This window comes from Amycolatopsis acidiphila (assembly GCF_021391495.1).
GTDB lineage: Bacteria > Actinomycetota > Actinomycetes > Mycobacteriales > Pseudonocardiaceae > Amycolatopsis_E > Amycolatopsis_E acidiphila.
This window is the reverse complement of record NZ_CP090063.1, coordinates 2,832,441-2,846,070: the sequence shown is the minus strand read 5'-3', so window position 1 is coordinate 2,846,070 and position 13,630 is coordinate 2,832,441. Positions and strand designations below refer to the sequence as shown.

Sequence of the window (13,630 nt, the reverse complement as noted above, 5' to 3'; positions counted from 1 at the left end):
CAAGGAGTCCCCATGCGATACCGCCTGCTGTTCGGCATCGCCTGTCTCGCACTGGTCGCCGCGCCTCCGACCGCGACCGCGCAGGGCGCCGCCAAGCCCGTGCTCCGCCAAGCACAGCTCGAAGTCACGCCCGCACCGCAGGCGCGGACCGTCACGGTCACGGAGTCGATCACCGTCGACGGAGTCGCCGCGGGCAGCCCGATCCGGCACCTGGTGGCCACGTTCCCTGGCGTGCGGATCACCGGCCTGCGGGTCAGCGCCGGCTCGGCGGTCGTGCCCACCGCGACGGCCACGGGTGCCGGCGCGGACACCATCAGCTTCCCCGCACCGCACGCCGGGCCGCTGTCCTACGACATCGCCTACACCGTCGAGCAGCGCGGCGGTGAGCAGGTTCCGATCCTGGTGCCGAACGTCCCGACCGACGGCAGCCGGGTGGTGCGGCTGCGCTACCACGTGCCCGACGGCTATCACGTGCAGGGCGAGCCGTTTCCCGTGGTGATCGGGTCCAGCGGCACGCAACAACGGGATCTTGCCGGCATGCCTTCGTTCCTGGCCTACCGGCTCGGCGAACGCCCCTCCTCCGGCTGGGGGTTCGCCAGCTGGGCCGGCGTGCTGATCATCCTGCTCGGGGTCGCGTTCTCCGCCGTCGTGATGCTGCGCGAAACGCGCGCGAGAAAGGGGTGAACAGCGTGTTCTCCCTCGGTGTGCCGTTCTTCGTCTACGTGCTGTTCTCCGTGTTGTGGGTCGTCCTGTACTTCCTCTGGGCCTACACCCGCCGCGACCGCGAAGGGAAATGACCATGCCGGCACAGTCCGTCTTCTGGGGCGTCACGATCGGCTATTTCGTCCTGCTGGTCGTGATCAGCGTGTGGTCCGGGGCGAAGACCCGAACCGTCCGGGACTATCTGACCGCGAGCGGGTCGATCGGCTCCGTGGTCGGTGGCGCCTCGCTCGCCGCGACCCAGATGAGCGCCGGCACGTTCGTCGGCACGCTGGGCATCCATTACCTGACCGGGGCCAGCTTCGGCATGGTGGTGATCGGGCTGTGGGCCGGCTGGATCGTGCAGGTGCTGTTCGTGGCCCCGAAGTTCGCCCGCTTCGGCGGCAAGACGGTGCCCGAGTTCATCCGGGCGCGCTACAACTCCCGCGCGGCGAGCGTGATCTCCGCCGTGCTGATCATCGTCGCCTACACCGTCTATCTCACCGCGCAGTACCAGGCAGGCGGCCAGATCTTCCACGCGATCCTGGGCATGCCCTTCCTGTACGGGGTGCTGATCACCATCGGCGTGACCCTGCTGTTCGTCCTGATCGGCGGTATGCGGGCGACCGCGTACACCGACTACCTGCACGCGCTGCTGATGGCGGGCTGCTTCGTCGCCGCCGTGCCCGCCGTGCTCCTGCACCTCGGGCCGGACGCCATCGGCGGGATCGTGCACCAGGTGCAGCCGAGCATGACCGGCTGGTTCTACTCGTCCAACGCACTGCTCGGGCTGGGGCTGGCGTTCCTGTTCGCGCAGGCGACCACGCCCTACGAGCTCGCCCGCCTCTACACCATGAAGAACATCCAGACCGTGCGCCGGGCGGTGGGGTGGTCGTTCCTGTTCCAGGCCATCGTGTTCCTGTCCGTCTGCGTCCTGGGCATGGCCACCCGGGCGATCTTCCCGTCGCTGCCGACCCCGGACATCGCCTCGACGGTGCTCTCCGCCGAGGTGCTGCCCCCGATCATCGGCGCGCTGCTGATCATCGCGGTGCTCGGCGCGATCGCCTCCAGCGTCTCCGGAATCATGATCGTGTCGGCCTCCGCGTTGACCAACGACCTGCTCCGCGAGGTGTGGCGGCTGTCGGACCGGGCACAGCTGTGGCTCACCAGGGCCGCGGTGCTGGTGCTGGGCGTCGTCCCGGTCTTCCTGGCGCTGCGCCAGCTCGCGCTGGTGCAGTTCGTGGTGGCGCTCCAGGCATCGCTGGTCGCCTCGTTCTTCTTCGCGACCGTCGTGATCGGACTGAACTGGCGGCGCGCCACCGCGGCCGGCTCGATCGCGTCGATGTGCGCCGGCTTCGTGGTCGCGCTGGCCTGGTTCGTCGCGGGGAAGCCGGCGGGACTCGACCCGGTGATCCCCGGGGTGTCGGTGAGCCTCGTGGTGTTCGTCGTCGTGTCACTGCGCACTCACGGCCCCGGCGAGCAAGCGCTCACTACCTTCTTTCCCCCGTCCCGTCCGCGAGTGTCCCCCGTCCCGAGCGAGAGGTGAACCATGCGCATCGTGTACGTAGTTCCCGGCCCGATGTCCAAAACGGCACTGGGCAGTGCGGAGGTCCAGCGGCGTCAGGAAATCCTCCGGCGCTGGGCGCCCGAAGGCGCCGAGGTCACCGTGCAGGACGTGCCGTCCGGACCGGCTTCCATCGAGTCCGCCTATGAGGAGTACGTGTCGGTCGAGCAGACCGCACGGCTGGTCACGCGGCTGGAAGCCGACGGTGCCGACGCGATCATCCTCGGCTGCTACGGCGATCCCGGCCTGGACGCGCTCTGCGAGCTGACCGAGCGCGCGGTCCTGGTCGGCCCGGGCGCGGCCTCCGCACATCTGGCCGCGATGCTCGGCCACCGGTTCGGGGTGGTCACGGTCGCCGACGGGGTCGTGCATCCCATCCGCCGCCTGGTCGCCGACGCCGGGCTCACCAGCTCGCTGGCGGGCATCGCCGTCGTGGATGTTCCGGTCCTCGAACTCGGCACGGACCGGGAGGCATCCGCCCTGCGGGCGGCCGAAGCCGGCCGAACCCTCATCGAACGCGACGGCGCCGACGTGCTTGTGCTCGGCTGCATGAGCATGGCCTTCCTGGAACTGGACGCCGACCTCCAGGCGAAGCTGGGGGTGCCGGTGGTGAACCCGGTCAAGGCCGCACTCGCCATCGCCTACGCGCGCGCACAGTTCGGTTGGCACCACAGCAAGACCGCCTACCCGACGCCACGGAAGCTCGCGGCCGGCGCCACGCTCGGCGACCTCGTGGTCGGCTGACATGAGGTTCGTAGTGGCGCTGTCCGGCGACACCATGATCACCCGCGGGGCGCTGGTGCGCGCCACCCCCGCCGCGGAGGCGCTGCGGACCCTCTTGCGGGAAGCGGATGTCACGTTCACCAACCTGGAGATGGTCACCGCCGACCACGCCGGGCAGCACACCTCCCATCCGCTCAACCCCACTCTCACCGCGGACGCGCGCGTGCTCGACGAACTGGCCGACATCGGGATCGACGTCGTGTCGTTCGCCAACAACCACACGCTGAACCTGGGCGTCCCCGGCCTGGCGGGCACCATCCGGGAGCTCGCGGCCCGCCGGCTCGCGCACGCGGGCGTCGGGAACTCGCTGGAGGAGGCGACGCTGCCCGCCTACGTGGACCGCCAGGCCGGCAGCGTCGCGGTGATCGCCTGCACGTCCACCTTCGGCACCGGCGACGACGCCAGCGGCCCGGCCGACCTGATGCCGCCCCGGCCGGGGCTCAACCCGTTGCGCTTCCACACCCGGCTGCGCGTACCGCCCGAGCAGCTCACCGCGCTGCGGGCGGCACACCGCGACCTCGGCCTCGACGAACAGCTGAAGTACGTGGTGGACATGGGATTCCTGCCACCGTTACCGGATGAGCGGGACAAGCGGCTGTTCGGCCAGGTCTTCCGGGCGGCGGATGAACCGGTCGTGGAGACCTGGTGCGACTCCCGGGATCTGGAGCGGATCCAGCGGTGGGTGGCCGAAGCCGCGGAGCGGGCCGACGTCGTGGTGGTCAGCGTGCACGGACACGAGCAGGGCGGGGCACTGACCGAACCGGCGGCCTTCCAGCGCGAGTTCGCGCACGCCGTCATCGACAGCGGTGCCGACGTGGTCGCCGGCCACGGGCCGCACCGACTGCGGGGCATCGAGTTCTACCGCGGGTGCCCGATCTTCTACAGCCTGGGCAACTTCGTGGACCAGATCCACCTGCAGGACCGGCTGACCCCGCACTCCTACGACGTGTTCGGGGTCGCTCCCGGCTCGCCCGGCGCGCGGGCCGCGGTGACCTCCCCCGGTTTCCTGGCCCACCCCGAATATGCCCGCTCGGTCGTGGCGACCCTGACGTTCGACGACGGCGACCTCACCGGCGTCGAGCTGTGGCCGATCTCCCTCGGCCGTGACCGGCCCGCGGCGCATCGGGGCACACCCGAACTCGCGAGCGGCGCGGAGTCCGCCGCGATCGGCGCGGAGCTGACGGAACTGTCCCAGCCCTACGGCACCCGTCTGCAGGCCAGGGGCGAGTGGTTCACCGTGCACGCGGCACCGGATCACGACCTGCGATAGACGCGGCCGGCCCGGCTCGGGCGGTACCTCCCCTGATCGACGACCGCGGTCCCGTTGACGAGCACGTACTCGACGCCCCTCGGCGCGGACATCGTGTCGAGGTAGGTGGTGGTGTCCGCGATCTCGGCGAGATCGAAGACCACCACGTCGGCGGCGCAGCCGGCGCGCAGCCGTCCGGCATCGGAGATGCCGATGCGGTCGGCGGCCAGCCCGGTCATCTGGTACACCGCCTGTTCGAGGGAGAGCAGGCCCTCGTCGCGGACGAAGTGCCCGAGCATGCGGGGGTAGGCACCCATCGCGCCACGGTTGGGCTTGCCCTCCCCCGTCACGATCGCGTCGGTTTCCAGCGCGGTGTACGGCAGGCGAAGAACCTCACGCAGGGGCGCGTCCGAGCGCATGCTCCCGGCCGAGCCGACCACCAGCATCATCGTCTCGCCCCGGTCGGCGACGACGAGCTCCATGGTGGCGTCGAAGGGGTCCTTGCCGATCCCGGCCGCGAACCCGGCCAGTGACATCCCCTCGAAGTCCTTGAACCGGTTCGACCCGATGGTCAGCAGCAGGATGTTGTCGTAGCCGAGGGACGCGATCATGTTGTCGGTCCAGCCGCCCGCGCCGGTCGGCCACTGCGGCCGTTCGTGCTCGATGGCATGCCGGATCAGGCCGCGGGTACCGGCGTCGGCGAGGCGTTCGACGACGGCGTCCATCCCGCCTTCGAGGGCCCACGGTGGCAGGAGTGCGGAGAGCGTGGTGTTGCCGGCGATGTAGGCCTGGCAGTCGGTGGCGATGTCGACGCCGCGCGACCGGGCCGACTCGAGCGTGTCGATCGCGCGGCCGATCCGCGGCCAGTTCGCTTCGCCGAGCGCACACAGGTGGGAGAACTGGGTCCGCACGTCGCCGTGGGCCGCGACGTCGACCACTTCGGACACCGCGTCCACCAGTGTCTCGGACAAGCCCCTGCTGTGGCAGGTGAACAGTCCATCGCGACGGCCGACCGACGTGGCGAGGCGGGTGATCTCCGCCGTGCCCGCGTACATCCCCGGCGCGTACGCCAGCCCGGCCGACATGCCGTAGACGCCGGCGTCCAGGGCCTCGTCGAGCAGTTTGCCCATCTGCCTGAGTTCGGCGGCGTCCGGCTCACGTTTCGCGAAACCCATGGTGGCGATTCGCAGCGCTCCGTGCGCGGCGAGCGGGACGACGTTCAGCGCCACGCCCTGGTCGGTCAGGGTGTCGAGATAGGCGCCCATCGTGGGCCAGTCGGTGACCGAACCCCGCGAGCGCAGGAAGGACGTGTAGTCCCTCATCTCGGCACCGAACTCCGCGTTCGCCGGGGCGGGCGCGAAACCGCAGTTCCCGGTGACGAGCGTGGTGATGCCCTGGCGCAGGAAGCAGCCGAGGATGTCCTCGTGTGCCGGGTCGGCGAGCACGAAGTCGGAGTGGCTGTGGATGTCGAGGAAACCGGGCGAGACGACCTTGCCGGTCGCGTCGATCTCGCGGTGTGCCGAAATCCCTTCGGGCAGCACGCCGACGTACGCGATGCGCCCTCCCGCGATGCCGACGTCGGCGGTGAAGGCCGGCGCACCCGTCCCGTCGACGACGAGCCCGTTGCGGATGAGGAGATCTAGCTGCATATCTGGTACCTATCGACGTGATCGTGGGTGAGGTCCACCGCGCTGAACGTGCCCGCGGCCTCCATCGCCAGGTAGACCGCGCCGACGACAGGGGGTGCTTCCGGCCGGTGCCAGGGCATCAGCAGCGCCGGGTCGGCGCAGTGCCGCCGCACCCGCGCGGCGAAGTACTCGTCGCCCGAGACACCGCCGGCGAGCGAGAACGGGATCTCGCGCTCCTCGTTCCCCCGCACCGTCCGCGCGGCCGCCACGACCATCCCGGCGAGCGACCGGGCCACAGCATCCACAACAGACACTGCGACCTCGTCACCGTCCTCGGCCTGACTCAGCACGAGGGGCGCCAGCGCGGCCACGTGCGACGGCTGCATGTGGAAATGCACGTGGTCGATGATCGCGTCGGTCCGGCTCAGTCCGAGGTGGTTCAGGACGGGCTCCCGCAGCGAAGTCGCCGGGCCCATGCCGTCCTGGTGCCGCAACAGCGCGAGCAGCGCCCGCCGCCCCATGTCGTAGCCACTTCCCTCGTCCCCGAGTGCCGCGCCCCAGCCGCCTGCCCGCGCCTGTCTCCCGTCGTGCCGGGCGAAGGCCACCGCTCCGGTGCCGCAGATCGCGACCACCCCGGACGCCCCGGCCCCGAACGCGCCTTTCCACGCAGCGACCGCGTCGTTCTCCAGCCGCCACACGACTTCCGGTGCGAGGTCGCGCAACACCGCGGCGAAGGTGCGGGCGGTGTCCTCGGTGTCGAGGCCCGCGGTGCAGACGGCCGCGTAAACCGGATCATCCGCGGGCGTCACCCCTTCCAGCGTCTGACGAACGAGGGTGACGGCGCGCTGAGCCGCCTCCGGGATTCCGTGGCGGTGCACGTTGGAGCCCGGGCCGCCGGCACGGGCGATCACCGTTCCCCCGGTGTCCACGGCGACGCAGCGCGACGAGGTGCCGCCGACGTCGATTCCGACGAAGATCATGCGAGCAGCCGCCGGATGTCGTGGGTGACCTCCGCGTGCACTGCGGCGGCCGCCCCGCGGAGGGTTCCGTCGGTCCCCAGCTTCGAGGCGACCACCGCCGGTGGGTGCGGCAGCACCTCGGCGAGCCGCTGGTGCAGTTCGCGAGGCAGGTCCTCGCCGTGCCGCAGGAGCTCCTCCCCCAGGACGATGACGGCCACGTCCAGCACCGCCGCCACCGCGACGCAGGCGAACGACAGCAGTTTCACGATGCCCGCCCTGCCTTCACCGGCCGCCGATTCGTCGAGTGAGTCGAACAGGGTGGCTTCCAGCGCCCCGAAGTCCCTGGTGCCCCGTGTGCCGGGCATGACCGGCAGGTAGCCGATCTCCCCCGCGGCGAAGTGCACACCCCGGTGCAGCGCGCCGCCCAGGATCACTCCCGCGCCGAGGCCGCCCCGCAGGCCCAGCATCACCAGGTCCGAGACCCGCTCGTCGGCGAAGGCGTGCTCCCCCAGCGAGGCGAGGTTCAGGTCGTTGTCCACCACGACCACCGCGTCGCCCGCCGACTGGAGCTCATCGCGCAGCCGCACGTCGCGCCAGCCGAGGCTGGGCGCCCATTCGATGGTGCCGGTGACGGGATCGGTGACGCCCGGGACGGCCACCCCGATCCCCACGAGCCCGTCGAGAGACGCCGCGTGCCGGGTGACCCAGCGGACGAAGGCCTGCGGTGAGCGCAGTGCCGACTTCGGCAGGTCGGCCGCGGAGCCGCCGACGATGTCGCCGCGGAGATCGACGAGCGCGCGCCGCGGCGGGGTCGAGCTCAGGTCCAGCGCCAGCACGAGTCGCGCGTCCGCCTTGAGCTCGTACAGGTCACCGCGGCGGCCGCCGGTCGCCGGTCCGGAGCCGGCCGTGGTGACCAGGCCCGCTTCGAGCAGCGTGGTGACCATCGCCGACACGGTCGGCGAGCTGAGCCCGGTCTCCCGCGCGATGCGCGCGCGGGTGACGGACTCGTGCCGGCGCAGCGTGTCGATGACAGCCGCCAGGTTGACGTCCCGGATGTCGCCTCGGTCTGCCGTGCGAATATCAAGCATAGGTAGGTAGCCGATTTCCCATCTGGTCGAACACGCCGAGCAGCCGGGGCTCGCCCGCGGCACCGCCGACGACCGCGATGTTCGCCCGCGTGACGAAGGATTGCATGCGGAATCCCATCACAACCGTCGCGCCCACGGGGACGGTCCGTGGCGTGCCACTGATGAAACCGTAGTAGTCGATGCCGCCGAACCCGCCGGTCTCGCCCGCTCCCGCGCCGAAGAACTCCTCGCGGTGCTCGGCGAGCTCGCCGGCGGTGCCGCCGACCATCACCTTGCGGCGGAAGCCCGGGTCGAGCCAGACCGGGTCGTCGACGAAGAATCCACCGCCGTAGACGTAGGCGCGGTCGCCCACGTGGTGCGCCACCTCGGTGACGTAGCAGGCGGCCGGGATCTCGGGCAGGTCCTGCTTGAGGTGGAACGGTGTCGTGCCGAGGAAGCCGTGCCCCGGCTCGACGTGGGTCGCGCCGAGCCGCGCCTGCGTGGCGAGCGTGTACGCGGACGTGTTGCCCGGGGCGTTCACCTGGCGCACCTCGATGCCGATGCCGGTCAGGATGTCGCGAGCCTTCAGCAGGGTTTCGAAGTTGCCGGTGGGGCGTGGCTCCGCGGCCTCGGAGTAGGCCAGCGCGGGGAAGGTCGTGACACCGTCGATCCGCACTCCGGGCAGCGCGGCGATGGCGCGAGCGGTCGGCTCCAGCTCGGCGAGCAGGATGCCGCCGTCCATCCCGGGGAGGTAGGTGTCGCGGTCCGGATCGGCGACCCGCAGCAACAGTCCCTGGACGCGCCCCTGGCGAGCGGCCTCCTCGGCGATCTGACGCGCCTTGTCGAGGCTGAAGACCGAGATGACCTCCGGTTCCAGCGCGACGATCCGGGGGATGTCGATGCTGGGCACCTGGACCAGGTTGCCGATGTGCCCGAGCCCGAAACCGTTGCCGGTCAACGCGTTGGCGTCGGCGATGTCGACCGCCACGGTCTCCCGGCCGCCTTCGCCGGTCAGCGCCGCCGTCACCAGCGGGTTGCGGCCGATCTGCTTGGTCATGAAGTACAGGCTCAGGCCGAGCCGCTCCGCCTCGGCACGGATCGCCGCCCCGTTCGCGGCGATCGCGTCGACGTCGAGGACGAAGGTGTTCGGCGGGATCCGCCGCCGCAGGGCCAGGTCACCGGCGGCACGCAGCAGGCCGGGGTTGCGTCGTTCGAGCAGCTCAAGGAACACGGGCGATCTCCCCGTTCAGGTCGATGTCGAGTCGGTCGCCGTCGGCGCCGAAGGCCAGGGCCCGCCGCCAGTCGAGGGCCACTTCGACCGGCGTGTCGACGGCGAGGGCGTTCTCCTCGCCGCTCACCGCGACGATTTCGTCCCCGCGCGGGGTGCGAACGGTGTACTTCAGCTGGCCGCCGAAGACCTCCCGGGTGTAGATCCGCAGCCCGGATCCGTCGGCGGGGCGCAGCGTGACGTGCTCGGGGGCGATCCCGAGATCGAACTCTTCGGGCAGCTCGGTGCGTGGTGCGGAGAGGACGACGTCACCACCGAAGGCCTCGAGGATGCCGTCGCCGCAGTGCCGCACGCCGAGCAGGTTGAACGGCTGCACGCTGACGAAGTCGGCCAGCCACGCGGACGTGGGGCGCCGGTAGAGCTCGAGCGGCTCGGAGACCTGGACCAGCCTGCCGTCGCGCATCACCGCGACCCGGTCGGCGATCCCCATCGCCTCTTCCTGGTCGTGCGTGATGAACACGGTCGTCGTGCCGAACTCCTTGTGCAGCTTGACGAGTTCGGTGCGCAGCTGGCGGCGCAGCTGGGCGTCCACCGCCGAGAACGGCTCGTCCATGAGCAGCAGCGCCGGCCGGGACACGAGTGCCTTGGCGATCGCGGCGCGCTGGCGTTCACCGCCGGACACCTCGTGCGGTTTGCGGCCGAGCAGGTGCGCGATCCGCAGCCAGCCGGCGACCTCGTCGATGCGGGCGGTGATCTCGGCCTCCGCGACCTTCTGCAGCCGCAACGCGAAGCCGATGCTCTGGCGCAGGGAAAGGTGCGGGTACAGCATCGAGGACTGGAACACGACGGCGACGTTGCGGCGCTCGGCGGGCACGTCGGTGACGTCGTCCTCGCCGAACCGCAAGTGTCCTGAATCGGTGGTTTCCAGTCCCGCGAGGACGCTGAGCAGCGTGGTCTTCCCACTGCCCGAAGGCCCGAGAATGGCCAGCATCTCTCCCGCCTCGATGTCGAGGCTGACGTTGTCGAGGGCCTTGCGCGGTGACTTGCCGTACCGCTTGGTGACCGCGTCGACGACGACGCGCACCTGGGGTGTTTCTGTGTGCATGGGAACATCCATCTCTAAAGACCGACCAGGTTGACCTTGCGGATGTACCGCTGGAAGATCGCCGCGACCACGAGCGGCGGGATGAGACCGAGCACGGTGGCGCTCGCCACCTCGGTCGGGACCGACACCTGGAAGAACATGCTCGACAGTGCCGCCGGGAACGTCTGCGCGGGCGTCCCGGTGTTGAAGATCAACGCGAAGGTGAACTCGTCCCACGAGGTCAGGAACGCGATCACCGCCATCGCGGTCATGGCCGGGCGTGAAGCCGGCACCACGATGCGCCAGAACGCCTGCCAGCGGGAGCATCCGTCCACCTGCGCGATCCGCTCGAGCCCCGGCGGCAGTCCACCGAAGAAGCTCGTGCCGATCCACACGAGCAGGGGCACGGTGATCGTCAGGTGGGCGATCACCAGCCCCGTCTTCGTACCGGCGAGGTTCAGCGCCTGGTACAGCGTGAAGAAGGGCACGGTCGTGGCGACCGGCGGGATGGCCCGGGTGGCCACCACGGTGAGCAGGCCCGCCTGACGGAAGCGCATCTGCACGCGTGCCAGCGCGTAGGCCGCCGGCACCGCGACGAGCATGCTGACCACCGTCACCAGCACGGCGACTTCGGCGCTGTTGAGCAGGCCCGTGCGGATCAACGGTCCGTAGGCGTTGGGCTCCATGCGCGAACCGTCCCAGTTCGCCGCGGATCCGCCGAGCAGGCGGATGTAGTTCGCGAGCGTCGGCTGGTCGGGCAGGAGGTGGATGTCGGCGGAGCCGAATTCGTGGTGGTACATCAGGGAGATGACGAGGATCCACGCCAGTGGCGCGACCGACCACACGAACGCGATCAGCGCCAGCAGGTGGATGATCACCTTGCGGCGGAGCGTCATGTCAGCTCACCTTCTTCTCGCGCCGCGATGACGACATGGCCACCGCGTAGTAGCCGGCCGTGACCACGGTGAGTACCACCAGCAGCACCCACGAGGTGGCGGCGCCGGCACCGAAGCTCTGGTCCTGGAACGTCTGCTGGTAGATGTCGTAGGTCAGCGTCTGCGACGCCGAGCCCGGTCCGCCCGAGGTGAGGAAGTAGATGAGGTCGAACGCCGTCGCGGCCTGTCCGCCCACCAGCACCAGGAAGATCGAGAGCGGCAGCCGGATGTAGGGCAGGGTGATCGCGGTGAACCGCCGCAGGATCCCCATGCCGTCGACCTTGCCGAGCTTGTACAGGTCCTCCGGGATCACCTGCAGGCTCGCCAGCAGGAAGTAGGCGCCCAGCGGGGCGAACTGCCACGCGTGCACGACGGCGAGCGAGGGGATCACCGAGTTCTGGGACAGGAAGTCCACAGGGGACAGTCCGATTTTCTCGAAGATCCCGGCCAGCAGGCCGTACTGCGGACTGAAGACGTAACGCCAGACGACACCGGCCGCGTACGTCGACAGCGACCACGGGAGCACGATGACGGCCATCAGCACGGGCCGGCCGATGAACTTCTCCCGCAGCAGCAGTGCCATGCCCAGGGAAATTCCGGCCGCGAGCACCGTGACACAGACGACGTAGTAGAGCGTCAGCCAGGTCGAGTGCCAGAACGCGGGGTCGGTGAACACGTTCTGGAAGTTCTTCAGGCCGACGAAAGTCTGCCGGCCGGTGATCGGATTCGTGCGCACGAAGCTCAGGTAGAGCGAGTACGCCACCGGGTACACGACGATCGCCAGCAGTAGCACCAGGACCGGCGCGACGAGCATGAGGCCGAAGCGGGTCGGGCTCAGCCGTGAGCTGAACGGGATGCGGGCCGACGCGGCACCGCGCGCCTTCGGCGGCCGGGCCGGAGCAGTGGGCTCAGTGACCGTAGACATCGATCAGGCTCTCCGCTTTCGTCCGCAGGTTCTTCACGACGGTCCGGGCGTCCTCGTCCCCGTTGACCGCCTTCGGCAGTTCGTGGGAGGCATAGTTCATCCACGTCGACCCCCACGTGGTGTGGAACAGGCTCGTCGCGGCCTGCGGCTTGGCGAGGTAGTCCTGCAGGACGGGCCAGTTGGTCTCCGGGTCCGGCAGCCACCGGGCGACCGCCTCCGCGACCTCCGGGCTGTTGTTGACCTCGGCGTAGCCCTGGGTCATGTAGTAGTTCTTCGCCCAGGCCGTCGGCACGTCGAAGCGGCCGGTGCGCCGGTCTCGGTAGCCGAAGTGCTGCGCGAGGTTGTACGTCTGCGCGAGGACGTCGTCGCTCTGGCCGTGATCACCGATCAGGTAGGCGCCGACGTGCAGCATGCCCCAGTTCTGCCCCTGCTGCGGAACCGGCACGATCTTGCCCGCCACCTGGGACGTCTTCGGGTCGGCGAACGTCTTCAGGTCGTACTGCAGCTGCGGCGAGTAGGCGATGCCGCCCTTGGCGAACGTCTCGGTCCAGTCGGATTCCTGGAACGTGAGCACGCCCTTGGGCACCAGGCCTTCGCTGTACAGGCTGCGCCACTGCCCCAGCATGTCGACCACGGCCGAATGCTCGTCGAACACCGGATGACCGTCGTCGGCGAACAGCGGGATGTTCCGGTTGAGCGCTTCCTGGATGAAGCCGAACGGGATCCCGAACCACGGCGCCGACCAGAACGACGGCAGGTACGGCGTGTCGCTCGCGCCGCGCCGCTTGATCAGCCGGACCTGCGCGTACAGCTCGTCGTAGGTTTTCGGGTACTGACCTTCGAGATCCGCCTTGCGCAGCACGTCGGTGTTGGCGAACAGCGCGCCGTTGACGAAGGCGAAGTACGGCAGGCCGATCAGGCTTCCGTTGACGGTCAGCGCGTCGCGCACGGCGGGCAGCATTTCGCGCTTCGCGTCCGCGCTGGCCCAGAACCGCTCGAAGTCGCGGATCCAGCCGGCCTCGTAGTAGGCCTGCGGCATGTGCCACAGGCTGTAGACCATGTCGAGCGGGGCGCTCTGCCTGAGCAGGTTCGTCATCAGGGACGGGTAGTCCCCCGCGATCACCCCGAGGTCGACGTTGGTTCCGTAGGTCCGCTCGAAGTCCTCGACCACGCTGCCGACGAAGTCAGGGTAGGCGCCCCAGATGCGCATGTTCAGGTTCGCGCCGCCGGCGGCCGGGGCGGACAGCGGCGGCCCGCCACGCGGCGTGCGCGCCTGGCTCCCGGCGCAGGCGGCCAGGGCGGGGCCCGCGCCGAAGGCGAGCGCGGTCAGCCCGGCGGCCCGCAGGAGCCGTCGTCGTGAGAGTGGGGACATGGGGACCTTTCTTCGGAAACTTTCCTAAGGTTTACTCATAGAGTCGATCAGTGTCAACAGGCACCTCACTTCGAGGCGCCGGGAGAGGACGACGAACGTGACAGAGACCTTCGACGAGGTCCGGCCGAGCAGCGCCG

At 69.9% G+C, this 13,630-nt stretch carries 12 protein-coding genes; 4 read left to right on the top strand and 8 right to left on the bottom strand.

Annotated elements, in window-relative coordinates; all coding sequences use genetic code 11:
* Positions 1-12 precede the first annotated feature (12 nt).
* The 4 genes from LWP59_RS13780 to LWP59_RS13765 all read left to right on the top strand — a co-directional run bounded on the left by LWP59_RS13780 (position 13) and on the right by LWP59_RS13765 (position 4,316).
* On the top strand, positions 13-684 hold the full coding sequence (locus LWP59_RS13780; RefSeq protein ID WP_144635257.1) for a hypothetical protein: 672 nt from the start codon (positions 13-15) through the stop codon (positions 682-684).
* Between the two features lie 115 nt (positions 685-799).
* Positions 800-2,245 (top strand): sodium:solute symporter family protein, encoded by a 1,446-nt coding sequence (locus LWP59_RS13775; protein ID WP_186383105.1) that lies wholly within the window; start codon positions 800-802, stop codon positions 2,243-2,245.
* Between the two features lie 3 nt (positions 2,246-2,248).
* Positions 2,249-3,007, top strand: coding sequence for an aspartate/glutamate racemase family protein (locus LWP59_RS13770; RefSeq protein WP_144635263.1), 759 nt, complete (start codon positions 2,249-2,251; stop codon positions 3,005-3,007).
* A 1-nt stretch (position 3,008) separates the two neighbouring features.
* Complete coding sequence (locus tag LWP59_RS13765; RefSeq protein WP_144635266.1) at positions 3,009-4,316, top strand: CapA family protein; 1,308 nt, start codon at positions 3,009-3,011, stop codon at positions 4,314-4,316.
* On the opposite strand, the gene LWP59_RS13760 is transcribed toward LWP59_RS13765, so the two are convergent.
* Genes LWP59_RS13760 through LWP59_RS13725 form a run of 8 tightly spaced genes read right to left on the bottom strand, consistent with a single transcriptional unit; the run spans position 4,301 to position 13,493 of the window.
* Entirely contained in the window at positions 4,301-5,944 is a 1,644-nt protein-coding gene (locus tag LWP59_RS13760) for an N-acyl-D-amino-acid deacylase family protein (protein WP_144635269.1), read from the bottom strand. The two genes, LWP59_RS13765 and LWP59_RS13760, sit on opposite strands and share 16 nt — an antisense overlap.
* Positions 5,935-6,903, bottom strand: a complete 969-nt coding sequence (locus LWP59_RS13755) for an N-acetylglucosamine kinase (protein ID WP_144635272.1) — start codon at positions 6,901-6,903, stop codon at positions 5,935-5,937. The genes LWP59_RS13760 and LWP59_RS13755 overlap by 10 nt, the downstream gene beginning before the upstream one ends.
* Positions 6,900-7,970 (bottom strand): ROK family transcriptional regulator, encoded by a 1,071-nt coding sequence (locus LWP59_RS13750; protein ID WP_144635275.1) that lies wholly within the window; start codon positions 7,968-7,970, stop codon positions 6,900-6,902. Before LWP59_RS13750 ends, LWP59_RS13755 begins: the two co-directional genes overlap by 4 nt.
* Positions 7,963-9,180, bottom strand: coding sequence for an alanine racemase (locus LWP59_RS13745; RefSeq protein ID WP_144635278.1), 1,218 nt, complete (start codon positions 9,178-9,180; stop codon positions 7,963-7,965). Before LWP59_RS13745 ends, LWP59_RS13750 begins: the two co-directional genes overlap by 8 nt.
* Positions 9,170-10,282, bottom strand: coding sequence for an ABC transporter ATP-binding protein (locus tag LWP59_RS13740; RefSeq protein WP_186383106.1), 1,113 nt, complete (start codon positions 10,280-10,282; stop codon positions 9,170-9,172). The genes LWP59_RS13745 and LWP59_RS13740 overlap by 11 nt, the downstream gene beginning before the upstream one ends.
* Positions 10,283-10,296: 14 nt before the next feature.
* Positions 10,297-11,157 (bottom strand): carbohydrate ABC transporter permease, encoded by an 861-nt coding sequence (locus LWP59_RS13735; RefSeq protein WP_144635284.1) that lies wholly within the window; start codon positions 11,155-11,157, stop codon positions 10,297-10,299.
* A 1-nt stretch (position 11,158) separates the two neighbouring features.
* A complete protein-coding gene (locus LWP59_RS13730) occupies positions 11,159-12,121 on the bottom strand; it encodes a carbohydrate ABC transporter permease (protein WP_144635286.1) in 963 nt (320 codons plus the stop codon).
* Positions 12,105-13,493 carry an ABC transporter substrate-binding protein gene (locus LWP59_RS13725; RefSeq protein WP_144635289.1) on the bottom strand — a complete coding sequence of 463 codons (1,389 nt, stop codon included), beginning with the start codon at positions 13,491-13,493 and terminating at the stop codon, positions 12,105-12,107. The genes LWP59_RS13730 and LWP59_RS13725 overlap by 17 nt, the downstream gene beginning before the upstream one ends.
* Positions 13,494-13,630 lie beyond the last annotated feature (137 nt).